Raw genomic sequence first — 16042 nt, 5'->3', positions numbered from 1 at the left:
GCGAAACTAGGCGTCCAGTGGCATCAGGCCGCTCTGGACGTCAGCCTCTGACAGAATAGGGTACTGGTTGCTGTCTGGAAGCTGGTAGTGCCACCATTCACTTTGAAGAGGGGTAAAGCCTGCAACACTCATAATGCCAGCCAGTAACAAACGGTTCCTTTGAGCCTGCTCTGAGACCTGGGTATTGCCATGATGTGCCAGTGGGCGAAAATCATCGAAGTCGGTGCCCATGTTCAGTTCATTGCCATGGCTGTCTATCAGAGTCAGATCAATGGCCGTACCGCGGCAGTGAGGACGCACACCTGTTTCCGGATGTGATACATACTCAGGATTTGGAGCAGCCTGAAATAAGGCTTTTTGGGCAGACAGAGGCCGGTAAGCGTCCATGATTTTAATACCCAGCCCCAGAGGCTCCAGCAATTCCAGTGCTCTCATCAGGGGAGCCTCAGCACTTTTATGAAGCATGCAATTGTCGCTGATGTAGATAGGCTTGCCTGTTACGTTCTCTGCTGTGGCGTAAGCCAGATCTATAATCAGTCGATCGGGAATCGGCTGAACACTAACCAGAGGGGATTCTGTATTCATTGGCTGATTGTCTTTTGTCATAAAGAAGGTCTGTAGTAGCTAAGCTTGAGTCTGATTCCTTCTATCGGCAAAAGCTACTCACTGTGAAAATTGTTTTTCTCTCAAGGCTGTTTTGTGACGGGTTTCAGGGCATTGACTAATAATGCTGTCACCAGAGAGCCAATGATAATGGCGGCGATGTACCCTAGCCGACCCTCAACAATGGGCAAGACAATAAAGCCTCCCCAGGGGGCATGATTGATCACTTCAAAGGTGAAGCCTGTGACACAGGCTGCCGCACCACCAGCAACAAGAGCGGGAATGACTCTAAGCGGATCTGCTGCTGCAAAGGGAATAGCGCCTTCAGAAATTCCGATCAGTCCCATGATCAGTGCCGCATTACCGGCCTGTAGTTCTTCATCAGAATAACGCTTACGTGACAGCAAAGTAGCCAGCCACATTCCCAGAGGTGGGGTGGATATGGCTGCACCCACACCACCCATAAGATAAGGGTGAGTATTAACCTGAGTCTGGGCAAACAGCGTAGCAACCTTATTGACAGGGCCGCCCATATCAAATGCGGTCATGCCGCCCATTATCATGCCAAGCGTTGTTCTGGAACCTCCTTCAAGTGCATGAAGCCAGTGATCAAGACCTGCCATCATTGAAGAGATAGGTTCGCCTATAACAAAAATAACGACGGCACCGGTCACCAGACTGCCCAGCAGTGGGTAGAGGAAGATAGCTCCGATACTTCGGGTAGAAGGTGAAAGAGGTATCTGTTTCAGTGTCTGAACGATATATCCGGCGATAAACCCGATAAGAATTGCGCCAATAAAGCCGCAACCATATTCTGCCGCCAGCCATGCACCGATCATGCCGGGAGCCAAGCCTGGACGATTGGCAATTGACCAGGCTACATAGCCACCGAGTACCGGAATAAAGAGTTTGAATCCGGCGCTGCCGATATCAGCGAAAGCCTGCAGATACAGCGGGTTAGCGTTACTGCCTTCTGTGTACCCAAGCATTACCGCCAATGCAGCGAGAATGCCGCCAGCACTGACAAAGGGAATCATATGGCTGGTTCCGGTCAGCAGGTGTGACCTGAAATGTGCCACCTCTTTTTTTATAGCCTTGAGCGTTGTCATGAACAGCCTGTCTAGAGTAATGCGCTAATACTTCTGCCCGGTTACATAAGCAAGAGGGTTAAGGTAATGGCGGAACTGGATAGAGAATAGATTTAAATTCAGACTTTGCTCGAATTTTGAAACTTTGGCTGGTCGTGAGGAGTTTGCTACTAAGGTGTTAGCAAAAAAATGTTCCGTTTTAGAGGAGGCTCCGAGAGAGGGAGAAGTGCTTCATGACCGTCTGACACGACTGTTGATAACCTCCACAACCAGTGAAAAGGCCATGGCAAAGTAGATGTAACCTTTGGGGATATGAAAATCCAGACCTTCACCCACCAGAGAGACACCAACCAATATAAGAAACGACAGTGCCAGAATTTTGAAGGTAGGGTGTGCACTGACAAAATCGCCAATAGCGGCTGCTGCAAACATCATAATAAAAACAGAAATTACTATGGCGGTGACCATAACCCAAAGCTGTTCAGCTAATCCAACCGCGGTGATTACCGAATCCAGTGAGAACACAATATCGATCAGGGCTATCTGAATCAGGGTAACAATAAAACCTCTTGGCTTAAGATTGGGTGCTGATTCTGTAGCCTGTTCCAGAGAGTCATGTATTTCATGGGTTGATTTGGCCAGTAGAAACAGACCACCAGATAATAAGATGAGGTCACGCCCTGAAATGCTGTGCTGAAGTACCTGAAACAGAGGCGCCGTCAGACTCATGATCCAGGTGATTGAAAGCAGCAAGCCAATTCGGGTTCCCATTGCCAGCAGTAAGCCCAGTCTGCGGGCACTGTTGCGCTGATGAACCGGCATTTTATCAACAACGATGGTGATAAAAATGATGTTGTCGATACCCAGGACAATTTCCAGCATGGTTAGCGTCGCCAGAGCCATCCATGCTTCCGGAGTGAGTATCAGTTCGATCATTTTTTTCTACCTGAAAGTGCCATCGTGGCTCCATGTTCATTATCGGATGTTTTTCCGGTCACTGAAAATTACCGCAACCAGAGACACGTTTTAGTTTCACCAGCTACTTAGACTCAGCATTTTTATGCAATGGATCAGGTCTATGGAGCTGCAAGGTCGATTGACGCTGGTACGTATACTCAGAGAATTCTGGAAGGGTATCGCCGTAACCTGGTCAATGGTGCTGGTTGAAAATCTGCTGCTGGCTCTTATGCCGCTGGCACTAGGATACAGCATAGATGGTTTGATAATGGACGATAGCTCCAGCCCTTTGACATTGGAAGGCCTGTTGACAGCTTACAGTCTGGTTATGGTTGCACGCCGGTTTCATTATACCCGGGCTTATGGGCGAATTCGGATAAGTCTGGGGTTATCCGTAGAAAGGCGGCATCAGGATCACTCTGTTTCAGTCAGAAGCGCCCGAATGGACATGTCCAGAGAGCTGGTGGATTTTCTTGAACAAGAGGTACCTGATCTGATCACGGCAGTGGTTCATATCGGAGTCGCTATTGTGGTTCTTGCCAGCTTCAGCCTTGAGCTGTCTTTGTCTGCTGTCGTGGCAGGAATAATAATGGTTGGGGTATACAGCCTTTTTCATAACCGTATTCACTTCTTGAATAATCGTCTGAACACCCAGGTTGAAAAGCAGGTCAATCTGCTTGAAATGGGCAAACGAAGACCGGTTATCAATCATCTGATGCAACTCAACCGTCATGAAATTCATTTGTCTGATGTGGATGCCCTGATGGGCGGGATTATTTTGTCGTTGCCTCCTGTTTTTTGTTGATGAACCTCTGGCTGGGTACTCAGATGGCAGAGGTTACTGCCGGTCGCATCTTCACGGTCATCAATTATTCATGGGATTTTATTGAGTCAACGTTTGCACTGCCAATGGCGCTTCAGGGGCTGGCACGCTTGCAGGAAATTACCACTCGCCTGAACAGTAATGAGTTGATTTCGATGTAAGGCTGGCAAGCATTTATTCGCTGTATCCTAGCGGGTTGTGCACTCAAAGCCTGCGGCTATTTCTTTAGTTTTTGGCGAGTTGTTTGCAACACCGATTACTCTTATATTGATACCCGTTCTGCTGGCGTTCGGCCGCTATGGAAATGGTATTCAAAAAAGGTAGCCCCTGTTCATGAAGTCAACTACCAGTCTGGTGGCTGAAGAGTACCTGACTGATCAACTGGCACCGCTTTGGCGGCGTCGTTTGATCGATGCTACGAACTATGTCAGGCAAACACTGTCGTTAAATCCCGCGCCCTCCCTGAGCGATATTGCCCACCATTGTGCCGTGTCGCCTTTTCACCTGCATCGCATGTTTCAAATGGTGTTCTCAGAAACACCTGGCCAATATATTCGAAGGTTACGGTTGCAGGTTGCGGTCAACTGGATTTATGAAAGGCCGGATAAGGCTATTACAGAAATTGCTCACGAGTGCGGTTTTTCCTCATCACAGGCGCTGGCAAAGGTGCTTAAAAGAGAATTGGGGATGACCGCCAGAGACATAAGAAACGCTATAAAAAATGGCGATAATCGTCAAATAGACCAACTCTGTTTAAAGCTAGGACATCCTCAAGGGACTGAAGTCGGCAGCCTTGAAGAAATAGCGGCGAAAACTATTGATTTTAGCGTCGTTGAGAGACCTGACATGGCGATGAAAGTATGGCGTTGTGAATTTCCATGGTATGAATCTGTAGAGGGTTTATACAATAAAGGTCGAATGAAGCTGACGAATGATCTGTATCTTGTTAATGAGATAGAGGATCTGAATAAGCCTTATGCAGAGTGGAATATGAAGGTTGGAACGCTGACCGAGACTGGGCAGCAGGAAAATCTGGCCGTTAAATCCGGGCGCTATCTGAGTTGTGATGTGTCGTTATCCAGTGATGCGGGTTATATAGCTGTCTGGATGGCAATGTTTGACCATATCACCAGAGAAGGGCTTGAGGTCAATGAAACCGGGCTGATTATTGAGAAGGTGATGAATCCTGATGTACTGGTTACGGAGCTGAAACCGGTCAGATTGCAGGTTTTTCTGGAATTGGCTTGAAAAGGAATGTCAGCACGGCAGAGTTGATCTGCCGTGCTGATTTAAACGGATTTAGCGGTCAGAGACAGCAACAAAATCACGTTTGGCTTCACCAGTATAAAGCTGACGAGGGCGACCGATACGGTAGTCGCCACTGATCATCTCGTGCCAGTGAGCAATCCAGCCTGGAGTACGGCCAGTCGCAAAGATTACGGTGAACATCTCAACCGGAATGCCCAGAGCTTTCAGGATAATACCGGAGTAGAAGTCAACGTTCGGGTACAGTTTCTTGGACACGAAGTAATCGTCTTCCAAGGCAATCTGTTCCAGACGTTTGGCGATCTTCAGCATTGGATCATCCGCCAGACCCAGCTCACCCAGAACTTCGTCACAGGTTTCTTTCATAACCTTGGCGCGAGGGTCAAAGTTCTTGTAAACACGGTGACCGAAGCCCATCAGACGGAACGGATCGTTCTTGTCTTTCGCTTTGGCAATGAACTCGTCGATGTTCTTCTCGTCACCGATTTCGTCCAGCATTTTCAGGACAGCTTCGTTAGCACCACCATGAGCAGGTCCCCACAGAGCAGCTATACCAGCAGCGATACAGGCGAACGGGTTGGCACCGGAAGAGCCAGCCAGACGAACAGTCGACGTGGAAGCGTTCTGTTCGTGATCGGCGTGCAGCAGGAAGATACGGTCCATGGCGCGAGCCAGAACAGGGTTTACTTCGTAGTCTTCACACGGTGTAGCAAACATCATGTGCAGGAAGTTACCGCCATAGCTCAGATCGTTACGTGGATAAACGAAAGGCTGACCAATGGAGTACTTGTACGTCATGGCTGCCATTGTTGGCATCTTGGAAATCAGGCGGTAAGCACAGATTTCACGGTGACGTTCGTTGGTGATGTCCAGAGAGTCGTGATAGAAGGCAGATAATGCACCTACTACACCACACATAACGGCCATCGGGTGTGCATCGCGACGGAAACCGGAGAACAGATCAACCATCTGCTCATGAATCATGGTGTGACCCATGATGGTTTTTTCGAAGTGTTCTTTATCTTCTTTGGATGGCAGTTCGCCGTAAATCAGCAGGTAGCAGGTTTCGAGATAGTCGGACTGCTCTGCCAGTTGTTCAATAGGGTAACCACGGTGCAGAAGGATTCCCTTGTCACCATCAATGAAGGTGATCTTGGATTCACAGGAGGCAGTAGATACAAAGCCAGGGTCGTATGTAAAGTGGCCGTTGCCGGTCAGGCTTCGAACATCTATTACATCGGGGCCCAGAGTGCCTGAATAGACAGGCAGTTCAAGTTGCTTGTCTTCAATCGTAAGGAGTGCTTTTTTATCAGCCATTTATGGGCTCCTGTAGTGACTAATTATTCTGTCGTTTATCTGTGAGTCCGTGTTTCTTATTAAGAATATTCTTTCATTAAAAGATGACTGAAATACTCTTTTAATCAGGCTTTTATATTGCTGCTTTTGTGTTCTGTATAAAAAGCAGCATTTAATTAGCTTGTTATTTATTCGGACCTCTTTACGGACGACCACTATAGGGCCAGAAATCTGTTTGTCAAACGTGTGTGCAGTTGTGCAAGTTTGGTGCGGTTTTTTTGTGGTACTTCCATTCGGCTTTAGTAGATCTGCCTAGCAAGTCATTCAATTGTAATTAAAAACCGAACTGTATATACTTCGCAGCCGAAGTCCTAGTGGCTTCATGAGGGGGGGAAGAAAAAAACGTTAACAAATATTAACGCCGTTTCTGACCTGAAGTCAGGACATCGCTCGATGACCTGATTCAATATGCCAGAGTCTCTGGATTATCGTTGCTGATTCAGCTGTGCACGCCATAAGGCGTTGGGACAAAGAAAGTGAATAGCAAAAGACCTGTCAATCTAGACATAGCCACAATAAAACTGCCTCTGCCAGCATACACATCGCTGCTTCATCGGATTTCCGGTATCGCACTGTTTGTTGGTGTTGCGTTCCTTCTGTACGGACTCGACATGTCTTTGTCGTCGGAACAGAGCTTTGCCGAGTTAAAAGCAGTATTAACGGGCGGGTTCGCAAAATTTGTTGTCTGGGTTCTGCTTTCCGGTCTGATTTACCATTTCGTCGCGGGTATCAAACACCTGCTGATGGATATCGGTATTGGTGAAGGAAAGGAATCCGGTAGAACGGGTGCAGTTGTAACTATCGCAGTTTCAGTTGTACTGATTGTACTTGCGGGGGTGTGGGTATGGTAAAGAATGTCACCAATCTGTCCCGAAGCGGACTGAACGATTGGATGTTGCAAAGGGTATCCGCCATTATCCTTGCAGCTTATACCTTGTTTATAGGTGGCTACCTGCTGAGCACTCCAGAAGTGGATTATCAGCAATGGAATAGCCTGTTCGAACAGACGTGGGTACGTGTTTTTACCCTGTTAACTATTTTGTCCATTGCTGTCCACGCCTGGATCGGTATGTGGACTGTTACCACGGACTACCTGAACTCTCGAGCTCTGGGTGGTAAGTCTGTTCTGGTTCGTTTCCCCGTACAGCTGGTCTGCTTTGTAGCAGTATTCAGTTATGTCGTTTGGGGCATTCAAATTCTCTGGGGGCACTGATTTATGGCGGCTCTTCGCACTATTATCTACGATGCGATTGTCATTGGTGGCGGTGGCGCTGGCATGCGTGCTGCACTGCAGTTGACTGAATCAGGCATCAAAACAGCTTGTATTACCAAGGTGTTTCCCACTCGTTCGCATACGGTATCTGCTCAGGGCGGTATTACCTGTGCGATTGCCAGTAATGACCCGAACGATGACTGGCGCTGGCATATGTACGACACCGTAAAAGGGTCGGACTATATTGGTGATCAGGACGCTATCGAGTATATGTGTGAGGTCGGTCCTCAGGCAGTATTCGAACTGGAGCATATGGGTCTGCCATTCTCCCGTACCGAAGAAGGTCGAATCTATCAGCGTCCTTTCGGTGGTCAATCCAAAGACTACGGTAAGGGTGGTCAGGCTGCTCGTACTTGTGCTGCTGCCGACCGTACCGGACACGCACTGCTGCACACTCTGTATCAGGCAAACCTCAAGGGCGGTACCACTTTCCTGAATGAGTGGTACGCCGTTGATCTGGTGAAGAACAAAAAAGGTCAGGTGGCGGGCGTTATTGCTATCTGCATGGAAACGGGTGAAACCGTTTATATCAAATCCAAAGCCACCGTTATGGCAACGGGCGGCGCTGGTCGTATTTACTCCTCCACAACCAATGCTTTGATCAATACCGGCGACGGTATCGGTATGGCGCTCCGTGCCGGCTACCCAATGCAGGACATGGAAATGTGGCAGTTCCACCCAACCGGTATTGCCGGTGCAGGTGTTCTTGTTACTGAAGGTTGTCGTGGTGAAGGTGGTTACCTGATCAACAGTGAAGGTGAGCGCTTCATGGAGCGTTATGCGCCAAACGCGAAAGACCTTGCAGGTCGTGACGTAGTGGCTCGTTCCATGATTATCGAGATTCTGGAAGGTCGTGGCTGTGGTCCTGATAAGGATCACGTAATGCTGAAGCTGGATCATCTGGGTGAAGAAATTCTGAATTCTCGTTTGCCAGGTATTTGTGAGCTGTCCAAGACGTTTGCTCATGCTGATCCGGTTAAGGTGCCAGTGCCAGTAGTACCAACCTGTCATTACATGATGGGTGGTATTCCGACCAACGTTGGCGGTCAGGCATTGTTCCCGGATGCAGATGGCAACGATCAGGTGGTTGAAGGTCTGTACGCTTGTGGTGAAGCAGCTTGTGTATCCGTACACGGCGCTAACCGTCTGGGTGGTAACTCCCTGCTTGACCTGGTGGTATTTGGTCGTGCGGCGGGTATTCAGATTGAGAAGAACTTCAGAGAAGGTTTTGACGGCGTTGAAGTGTCTGACGAAGATGTTCAGGCAGCGATGTCCCGTCTGGATCGCCTGAACAATTCCACCGGTGGTGAGAAAGTTGCAGATGTTCGTAAGGACCTGCAAAGCACCATGCAGTTGTACTTCGGTGTATTCCGTGAAGGCGACAGCATGAAGGAAGGTCTGAAAAAGCTGGATGAGCTGGGTGAGCGTCTGAAGAATACTCATCTTGAAGACAAGTCCGGTGCGTTCAATACGGCTCGTATTGAAGCTCTGGAGCTGGAAAACCTGTACGAAGTTGCTTACGCCACAGCAGTCTCTGCTGAAGAGCGTAAGGAGTCTCGTGGTGCACATGCCCGTAACGACTTCACTGAGCGTGATGACGAAAACTGGCTGGCTCATTCCCTGTACTTCCCGACTGAAAAGCGGGTTGGCAAGCGGGCAGTAAACTTCGCACCTAAATCCATGGAAGCTTTCCCACCGAAAGCACGGACCTACTAAGGAGGAGATGACTGTTATGACTAGCTCAACAGAAAGCTCATTAGTAGTCAGCGTATATTGCTACAACCCGGAAATCGACAAAAAGCCTTATATGAAGGACTACACTGTCGCGATTCCTGGTGGTAAGGACTTGATGGTTCTGGATGTTCTGAACCTGATCAAGGAGCAGGACACTGGTTTGGCTTACCGTCGTTCATGCCGTGAAGGTGTGTGTGGTTCTGACGGTGTCAATATCAACGGAACTAACGCACTGGCTTGTGTTACCCCACTGTCTGAAGTGATGGGTGGCAAGAAGAAGCTGGTTTTGCGTCCGTTGCCAGGTCTGCCGGTTATTCGTGACCTGGTTGTAGATATGAGTCTGTTCTACAAGCAGTACGAAAAGATCAAGCCGTTCCTGATCAATGAGACACCAGAGCCTGCTATCGAACGTCTGCAAAGCCCGGAAGAGCGTGAAAAGCTGGATGGCCTGTACGAGTGTATTCTCTGTGCATGCTGCTCCACAGCTTGCCCGTCTTTCTGGTGGAACCCGGATAAGTTTGTTGGGCCGTCTGGCCTGCTGCAAGCCTACCGCTTCCTGGCTGACAGTCGTGATACCGCTACTGAAGAGCGTCTGGCTGATCTTGATGATCCGTTCAGTGTCTTCCGTTGCCGCGGTATCATGAACTGTGTTGCTGTGTGTCCGAAAGGCTTGAATCCGACCAAGGCGATTGGTCATATCAGGCAGATGCTGTTCAGCAGCGCCTCCTGATTCGGCAGCTTTTAACTGTCGTTTTGACAGGGCAGAATTGGCACGGAATAGCCACTCTGCCACTGTCTGATAAAAAAAGTGAAGATGTGTTAAATAGGGGTGTTTTATTCCATTAAATACATCTACACTCTGCCAGTACTTGAAGGCAGCGCTGCTAAAGAAATCTGAAGCGCTGTCACACTAGAGTCCTCTGTAAATGGGTTTTGACAATAAAACCGTTCAGCAGGATTTGATCAGTGGGGCGACCGGACACCGCCGGTCTACCCATGAGGGGGAAAGCCGAACTCGGGGGCTTTCACAAAACGGGTCCCCAGTTCGGTGCGTATGCGAACTGCTGTTTCTCGCAGTTTTCTCCAGTGCACCTCATGAGTAGAACGCCCCCAATTCACGGGGTAGTGATGATGCAAGAAGGTGTGATGCAGCAAATGTGGGATACCTCACATATTTCCGGGGGGAATGCTGCATACGTCGAAGAGCTCTATGAACGTTTCCTACGGGACCCAAATTCCGTTGAGCAGAAATGGCGCGATTATTTCGAAAAATTGCCACAGGTGAATGGTGGCAGTCCAGACGTTCCTCATTCTACAGTTCAGGAAAACTTCGTTCTGATGGCGCGTCAGCGTCAAACTACACGCCCCATTGAAACCAGCACCGTTGCCAGTGATCATGAGCGCAAGCAGGTTCAGGTATTACGCCTGATCAGTGCCTTCCGCATCCGTGGCCATCAGCAGGCAACGATTGATCCGCTGGGCTGCATGCAGCGTGAAAAGTTCCCTGATCTCAGTCTTCAGTACCATGGTCTCAGCGATGCCGACCTGGATACCGAATTTCAAGCCAGCACCATTTTTATTGGCAAGGAACGCGCAACCCTGCGTGAAATTGTCGATGCTTTGACAGCTACTTACTGTGGCTCTATTGGTGTTGAGTACATGCACATTGTGAACACCGAAGAGCGCCGCTGGTTCCAGAGCCGCATGGAAAGTGTTCGTGGCAAGCCTGACGTTGGTGCCGATGCCCAGCAACATTTACTGGAGCGTCTGACTGCTGCCGAAGGTCTTGAAAAGTATCTGGGTACTAAATACCCGGGTACCAAGCGTTTCGGTCTTGAAGGTGGCGAAGCCCTGATTCCGATGCTGGATGAAATCATTCAGCGCTCCGGTTCCTATGGCGCCAAGGAAATTGTTCTTGGTATGGCTCACCGTGGTCGTCTTAACGTTCTAATCAATATTCTTGGTAAGAACCCTTCCGAACTGTTTGATGAGTTCGAAGGCAAGAAGATGGCCGACTTTGGTTCCGGTGACGTTAAGTACCATCAGGGTTTCTCTTCCAACGTAATGACACCGGGTGGTGAAGTGCATCTGGCACTGGCCTTTAACCCGTCTCATCTGGAAATTGTATCTCCGGTAGTAGAAGGTTCTGTACGAGCCCGTCAGGATCGTCGTAATGATGATGTTCGTGGTCAGGTTATTCCTGTCAATATCCATGGTGATGCAGCATTCGCAGGCCAGGGTGTTGTCATGGAAACCCTGCAGATGTCCCAGACCCGCGCCTACAAGACGGGCGGTACGGTTCATATCATCATTAATAACCAGGTTGGTTTCACCACCAGCTACCGTGAAGATGCCCGCTCTACCGAATACTGTACTGACGTTGCGAAAATTGTTGGTGCACCCATTCTGCATGTGAATGGCGATGATCCCGAAGCTGTTTACTTTGCGACCAAACTGGCGCTTGACTACCGAATGGAATTCAAGCGTGACATTGTTATCGATCTGGTCTGCTACCGTCGTCGTGGTCACAACGAAGCTGATGAGCCGTCTGCTACTCAGCCGATGATGTATCAGGTGATCAAGAGCCATACCACAACTCGTGACCTTTACGCTAAGCAACTGGTTGCTAAAGGTGTACTGGGTGAAGCGGACGATAAGGGGCTGATCGACAGCTACCGTACGGCTCTGGATAACGGCGAGCACGTTGTTAAAGCTCTGGTTAAAGAGCCTAACACTGAGTTGTTTGTTAACTGGGAACCGCACCTTGGTCATGAGTGGACTGCTAAACATGACACTCGTGTTGCACTGAAGACCCTTCAAGGTCTTGGTCAGAAGCTGTGCGAACTGCCTGAAGGGTTTGTGGTTCAACGTCAGGTTAACAAGATTGTTGACGACCGTCGTAAAATGGCGGCCGGTGCCATGCCGATCAACTGGGGTGCAGCCGAAATTCTGGCTTACGGCACTCTGCTGATGGAAGGCAACCAGGTGCGTATCACCGGTCAGGATGTAGGTCGTGGTACCTTCTCCCACCGTCATGCGGTGCTGCATAACCAGAAAGACGGTTCCCGCCATGTAGGTCTGGCTAACATCTCCGATGATCAGCCGAGCTTCCAGATCTGGGATTCTCTGCTGTCTGAAGAAGCCGTACTGGCCTTTGAGTATGGCTATGCCACTACAACGCCTGATGCACTGGTTATCTGGGAAGCTCAGTTCGGCGACTTTGCCAACGGTTGCCAGGTGGTTATTGACCAGTTTATTACCAGTGGTGAGCACAAGTGGGGTCGCCTCTGTGGTCTGACCATGCTATTGCCGCACGGTTATGAAGGTCAGGGACCTGAGCACTCTTCAGCGCGCCTGGAACGTTACCTGCAGCTGTGTGCCGAGCACAATATTCAGGTGTGTGTACCGACGACACCAGCACAGGTATTCCACATGCTGCGTCGTCAGGTGCTGCGCCCATTGCGTAAGCCTCTGATCTGCTTCTCGCCAAAGAGTCTGTTGCGTCATAAGCAAGCCGTATCCAGTCTTGAAGAACTGGCTGAAGGCAGCTTCCAGACCGTGATTCCAGAAGTGGATGAGCATCAGGAACAAGACATTACACGTCTGATTATGTGCAGCGGTAAGGTTTACTACGATCTGCTTGACTACAAGCGCACTCATGAGTTGAACGACACTGCCATTATTCGAATCGAGCAGTTATATCCGTTCCCTCAGGACGATCTGGACGAGATTATTGCCCGCTACCCGAACCTGAAAGATGCTGTCTGGTGTCAGGAAGAGCCTATGAATCAGGGCGCCTGGTACTGCAGTCAGCATCACATGCGTCGGGCGCTGGATAATCATGATGCAAGGCTGAACCTGGTGTATGCAGGTCGTGACGCCTCTGCAGCTCCGGCATGCGGCTATATGTCCAAGCACGTAGAAGAACAGCAGAAGCTGGTCGCAGACGCATTTAACGTATAATTGACATTGCCCCGGTACTCGTAAAACAAGCAACGAGTGACCGGGGAGAATGGTCGAAAACCCAAGGGATCACAAATGGCCACTGAAATCAAAGCACCCACATTTCCGGAATCCGTAGCTGACGGTATCGTTGCAACCTGGCACAAGCAGCCAGGCGAAGCATGCTCCCGTGATGAGCTGCTGTGCGATATCGAAACGGATAAGGTTGTACTGGAAGTTCTGGCGCCTGCCGACGGTGTAGTAAAAGAAATTGTTAAGAATCAAGACGACGTTGTTTTGAGTGGCGAAGTTATCGCTATCTATGAAGAAGGTGCAGCGGCCTCTGCTCCTGTTGCCGCTACAGCGTCAGCTGCACCAGAAGTTGCTGCGACAGCTGAAGGTGAAGATCCAATTCTGAGCCCTGCGGCTCGCAAGATTGCTGAAGAAAAAGGTATTGATCCAGCGGCTATCGCTGGTACCGGAAAGGGTGGTCGGGTTACTAAAGAAGACGTTGTTCGTCACGCTGAAGCCAAGCCTGCAGCGGCAGCTGTTGCTGCTCCTGCAGTGGCTGCGTCTTCTGCACCACAGGTTGAAGCAACGACCCCTGTCTTCGCCGGTGAACGCGTAGAAAAACGAGTGCCAATGACCCGTCTGCGTGCTAGAGTTGCTCAGCGTCTCGTAGAAGCACAACAGACTGCGGCCATGCTGACCACGTTCAACGAGGTCAACATGAAGCCTGTGATGGAGCTGCGTGCCCGTTACAAGGATCAGTTCGAAAAACGTCACGGCGTTCGCCTTGGCTTTATGTCATTCTTCGTCAAGGCCTGCACAGAAGCATTGCGTCGTCAGCCTTCTGTTAATGCTTCCATTGATGGTAACGATATTGTTTATCACGGTTATCAGGATGTCGGTGTTGCCGTATCAAGCGACCGTGGTCTGGTAGTGCCTGTTCTGCGTAACGCTGAAGACATGAGCCTGGCTGATGTTGAAGCTAAAATCCGTGAATACGGTAAGAAAGCCCAAGGTGGCAAGCTGGGTATTGAGGATATGACCGGGGGAACCTTTACCATTTCCAATGGTGGTGTGTTTGGTTCGCTTCTGTCCACACCAATTCTGAACCCGCCTCAGTCCGCTATTCTGGGTATGCACAAAATTCAGGAGCGCCCCATGGCTGTTAATGGCCAGGTGGAAATTCTGCCTATGATGAATCTGGCTTTGTCCTACGACCACAGGCTGCTGGATGGCAAGGAAGCAGTAACATTCCTTTGCACAATCAAGGAACTGCTGGAAGATCCGGCTCGTATTCTGCTGGAAGTTTAATTTCTCATGGGTTTTTAGGTGGCTGATGACTACTATTCAGCCGCCACAGGTATTTTGGAACAGAAGATATGGCAAATCAGTTTGACGTTGTAGTCATTGGTGCAGGTCCTGCAGGTTACGTTTGCGCCATTCGCGCAGCACAGCTGGGTCTAAAAACCGCTTGCATCGAAAAGTGGACTGATGACAAAGGCAAGACAAAATTGGGGGGTACTTGCCTTAACGTAGGTTGTATCCCTTCCAAGGCACTTCTGGACAGCTCTCACAAGTTTGTTGAAGCGCAGAAGGATTTTAAACTGCACGGTATCAACCACTCCGGTGTTGAGATGGACGTACCGCAGATGGTTGCCCGTAAAGACAAGATCGTTGATCAACTGACTGGCGGTGTTGGCGGTTTGTTCAAGGCCAACAAGGTTACCCTGTTTGAAGGTGCCGGTAAGGTTCTGGCCAACAAGCAGATTGAACTGACCAAGGGCGACGGCAGTGTTGAAATTATCGACACTAAGAACGTAGTTATCGCTACCGGTTCACGTCCGGTTGAGATTCCACCAACACCGACAGATGGTGACCTGATTGTAGACTCCACCGGTGCTCTGCAGTTCCAGGAAACACCAAAGCGTCTGGGTGTTATCGGTGCCGGCGTAATCGGTCTGGAACTGGGCAGTGTTTGGGGCCGTTTGGGTTCTGAAGTTATCGTTCTTGAAGCTATGGATCGTTTCCTGGCGGCTGCTGATGAGCAGATCTCCAAGGAATCCCTGAAGATTTTCAAGAAGCAGGGTCTGGACATTCGTATGAGTGCCCGTGTAACCGCTTCTGAAATCAAGGGTAAAGAAGTTCACGTCACTTACTCTGACGCTGATGGTAACGACAATGTCGTGGTATTTGACAAGCTGATCGTAGCGGTTGGTCGTCGTCCATACACTGAAAGCCTACTGTCTCCTGATTGCGGCGTTAACATGGATGAACGTGGCTTCATCTTCGTTGATGAACATTGCGCAACTGACGTACCGGGCGTTTACGCTATTGGTGACGTGGTTCGTGGTCCAATGCTGGCGCATAAGGGCAGTGAAGAAGGCATCATGGTTGCAGACATCATTGCTGGCCACGTTGGTCACATGAACTATGAGCTGATTCCTTCTGTTATTTACACTCATCCGGAAATCGCCTGGGTCGGTAAGACCGAGCAAGAGCTGAAGGCTGAAGGTGTTGACTACAAGATGGGTACTTTCCCGTTCGCTGCCAGTGGTCGTGCTCTGGCTGCTAATGAGAAAGAAGGTATGGTCAAGGTTATTTCTGATGTGAAATCTGACCGTATCCTCGGTATTCATGTTGTAGGCCCAAGCGCTGCTGAACTGGTTCAGCAGGGTGTGATTGCGATGGAATTCGCAGCCAGCACTGAAGACCTGGCTCTGACCATCTTCTCTCACCCGACTCTGAGTGAAGCGCTGCACGAAGCTGTACTGGCCGTTGACGGTCAGGCGATTCATATTGCAAATCGTAAGCGTCGCTAAGACACACTGTTCTTTTTAAGAGCAGGGAGGGCTGGCACTGTTTAATCGACAAGTGTCAGCTTTCGACTAGATTCCTTTATTGATTTGACCATGAATGAAAGTATGAAGGGCTTTCGGGGATTCTGAATCCGGACTGGCTTGAGTGAATAAGCGAATTACAGCCTTGATAATA

14 protein-coding genes are annotated in these 16042 nt (G+C 49.6%); 10 read left to right on the top strand and 4 right to left on the bottom strand.

The genetic code is table 11. The features are described 5' to 3' along the window. Positions 1 to 6: 6 nt before the first annotated feature. From ddpX to EOPP23_RS16760, 3 genes are all read right to left on the bottom strand, one after another. The gene (ddpX, locus tag EOPP23_RS16770) at positions 7 to 585 is read right to left on the bottom strand and encodes a D-alanyl-D-alanine dipeptidase (protein WP_153767244.1); all 579 of its coding nucleotides are present in this window, start codon (positions 583 to 585) and stop codon (positions 7 to 9) included. Positions 586 to 686: 101 nt separating this feature from the next. Then, positions 687 to 1712, bottom strand: a complete 1026-nt coding sequence (locus EOPP23_RS16765) for a PTS fructose transporter subunit IIC (RefSeq protein ID WP_153767128.1) — start codon at positions 1710 to 1712, stop codon at positions 687 to 689. Between the two features lie 210 nt (positions 1713 to 1922). Continuing rightward, on the bottom strand, positions 1923 to 2627 hold the full coding sequence (locus EOPP23_RS16760; protein ID WP_153767127.1) for a TerC family protein: 705 nt from the start codon (positions 2625 to 2627) through the stop codon (positions 1923 to 1925). Positions 2628 to 2769: 142 nt separating this feature from the next. Here EOPP23_RS16760 and EOPP23_RS16755 point away from each other — a divergent pair, with 142 nt between their 5' ends. From EOPP23_RS16755 to EOPP23_RS16745, 3 genes are all read left to right on the top strand, one after another. Next, on the top strand, positions 2770 to 3453 hold the full coding sequence (locus tag EOPP23_RS16755; RefSeq protein ID WP_194842648.1) for an ABC transporter six-transmembrane domain-containing protein: 684 nt from the start codon (positions 2770 to 2772) through the stop codon (positions 3451 to 3453). After that, the gene (locus EOPP23_RS16750) at positions 3453 to 3632 is read left to right on the top strand and encodes a hypothetical protein (RefSeq protein ID WP_194842647.1); all 180 of its coding nucleotides are present in this window, start codon (positions 3453 to 3455) and stop codon (positions 3630 to 3632) included. Before EOPP23_RS16755 ends, EOPP23_RS16750 begins: the two co-directional genes overlap by 1 nt. Before the next feature lie 172 nt (positions 3633 to 3804). Beyond that, positions 3805 to 4719, top strand: a complete 915-nt coding sequence (locus EOPP23_RS16745) for a helix-turn-helix transcriptional regulator (protein WP_153767124.1) — start codon at positions 3805 to 3807, stop codon at positions 4717 to 4719. A gap of 51 nt (positions 4720 to 4770) precedes the next feature. Here EOPP23_RS16745 and gltA read toward each other — a convergent pair whose 3' ends face one another. After that, on the bottom strand, positions 4771 to 6054 hold the full coding sequence (gene gltA, locus EOPP23_RS16740) for a citrate synthase (RefSeq protein WP_153767123.1): 1284 nt from the start codon (positions 6052 to 6054) through the stop codon (positions 4771 to 4773). Between the two features lie 515 nt (positions 6055 to 6569). On the opposite strand from gltA, the gene sdhC reads away from it, so the two are divergent. The 7 genes from sdhC to lpdA all read left to right on the top strand — a co-directional run bounded on the left by sdhC (position 6570) and on the right by lpdA (position 15870). Continuing rightward, positions 6570 to 6944 (top strand): succinate dehydrogenase, cytochrome b556 subunit, encoded by a 375-nt coding sequence (gene sdhC / locus EOPP23_RS16735; protein ID WP_370514793.1) that lies wholly within the window; start codon positions 6570 to 6572, stop codon positions 6942 to 6944. Continuing rightward, positions 6938 to 7306 carry a succinate dehydrogenase, hydrophobic membrane anchor protein gene (gene sdhD, locus EOPP23_RS16730; RefSeq protein ID WP_153767122.1) on the top strand — a complete coding sequence of 123 codons (369 nt, stop codon included), beginning with the start codon at positions 6938 to 6940 and terminating at the stop codon, positions 7304 to 7306. Before sdhC ends, sdhD begins: the two co-directional genes overlap by 7 nt. A gap of 3 nt (positions 7307 to 7309) precedes the next feature. Further along, complete coding sequence (gene sdhA, locus EOPP23_RS16725; protein ID WP_153767121.1) at positions 7310 to 9082, top strand: succinate dehydrogenase flavoprotein subunit; 1773 nt, start codon at positions 7310 to 7312, stop codon at positions 9080 to 9082. A gap of 16 nt (positions 9083 to 9098) precedes the next feature. Further along, complete coding sequence (locus EOPP23_RS16720) at positions 9099 to 9830, top strand: succinate dehydrogenase iron-sulfur subunit (protein WP_153767120.1); 732 nt, start codon at positions 9099 to 9101, stop codon at positions 9828 to 9830. Between the two features lie 401 nt (positions 9831 to 10231). Beyond that, on the top strand, positions 10232 to 13063 hold the full coding sequence (locus tag EOPP23_RS16715; protein ID WP_153767242.1) for a 2-oxoglutarate dehydrogenase E1 component: 2832 nt from the start codon (positions 10232 to 10234) through the stop codon (positions 13061 to 13063). A gap of 75 nt (positions 13064 to 13138) precedes the next feature. Beyond that, a complete protein-coding gene (gene odhB / locus EOPP23_RS16710) occupies positions 13139 to 14362 on the top strand; it encodes a 2-oxoglutarate dehydrogenase complex dihydrolipoyllysine-residue succinyltransferase (protein WP_153767119.1) in 1224 nt (407 codons plus the stop codon). 68 nt (positions 14363 to 14430) lie between these two features. Then, the gene (lpdA, locus tag EOPP23_RS16705) at positions 14431 to 15870 is read left to right on the top strand and encodes a dihydrolipoyl dehydrogenase (RefSeq protein WP_153767118.1); all 1440 of its coding nucleotides are present in this window, start codon (positions 14431 to 14433) and stop codon (positions 15868 to 15870) included. Positions 15871 to 16042: the final 172 nt, after the last annotated feature.

This window comes from Endozoicomonas sp. OPT23 (assembly GCF_009653635.1).
Classification (GTDB): Bacteria; Pseudomonadota; Gammaproteobacteria; order Pseudomonadales; family Endozoicomonadaceae; genus Endozoicomonas_A.
Note: the sequence above shows the minus strand (reverse complement) of the source record. Positions and strands in the feature narration are given on the sequence as shown.

What these genes read in the sequence shown, in the direction of transcription:
- odhB (WP_153767119.1), top strand. Translation starts at nt 13,139, where the DNA reads ATGGCCACTGAAATCAAAGCACCCACATTTCCGGAATCCGTAGCTGAC.
- EOPP23_RS16745 (WP_153767124.1), top strand. Translation starts at nt 3,805, where the DNA reads ATGAAGTCAACTACCAGTCTGGTGGCTGAAGAGTACCTGACTGATCAA.
- EOPP23_RS16765 (WP_153767128.1), bottom strand. Translation starts at nt 1,712, where the DNA reads ATGACAACGCTCAAGGCTATAAAAAAAGAGGTGGCACATTTCAGGTCA.
- ddpX (WP_153767244.1), bottom strand. Translation starts at nt 585, where the DNA reads ATGAATACAGAATCCCCTCTGGTTAGTGTTCAGCCGATTCCCGATCGA.
- EOPP23_RS16720 (WP_153767120.1), top strand. Translation starts at nt 9,099, where the DNA reads ATGACTAGCTCAACAGAAAGCTCATTAGTAGTCAGCGTATATTGCTAC.
- lpdA (WP_153767118.1), top strand. Translation starts at nt 14,431, where the DNA reads ATGGCAAATCAGTTTGACGTTGTAGTCATTGGTGCAGGTCCTGCAGGT.
- EOPP23_RS16750 (WP_194842647.1), top strand. Translation starts at nt 3,453, where the DNA reads ATGAACCTCTGGCTGGGTACTCAGATGGCAGAGGTTACTGCCGGTCGC.
- gltA (WP_153767123.1), bottom strand. Translation starts at nt 6,054, where the DNA reads ATGGCTGATAAAAAAGCACTCCTTACGATTGAAGACAAGCAACTTGAA.
- sdhD (WP_153767122.1), top strand. Translation starts at nt 6,938, where the DNA reads ATGGTAAAGAATGTCACCAATCTGTCCCGAAGCGGACTGAACGATTGG.
- EOPP23_RS16760 (WP_153767127.1), bottom strand. Translation starts at nt 2,627, where the DNA reads ATGATCGAACTGATACTCACTCCGGAAGCATGGATGGCTCTGGCGACG.
- EOPP23_RS16755 (WP_194842648.1), top strand. Translation starts at nt 2,770, where the DNA reads ATGGAGCTGCAAGGTCGATTGACGCTGGTACGTATACTCAGAGAATTC.
- EOPP23_RS16715 (WP_153767242.1), top strand. Translation starts at nt 10,232, where the DNA reads ATGCAAGAAGGTGTGATGCAGCAAATGTGGGATACCTCACATATTTCC.
- sdhA (WP_153767121.1), top strand. Translation starts at nt 7,310, where the DNA reads ATGGCGGCTCTTCGCACTATTATCTACGATGCGATTGTCATTGGTGGC.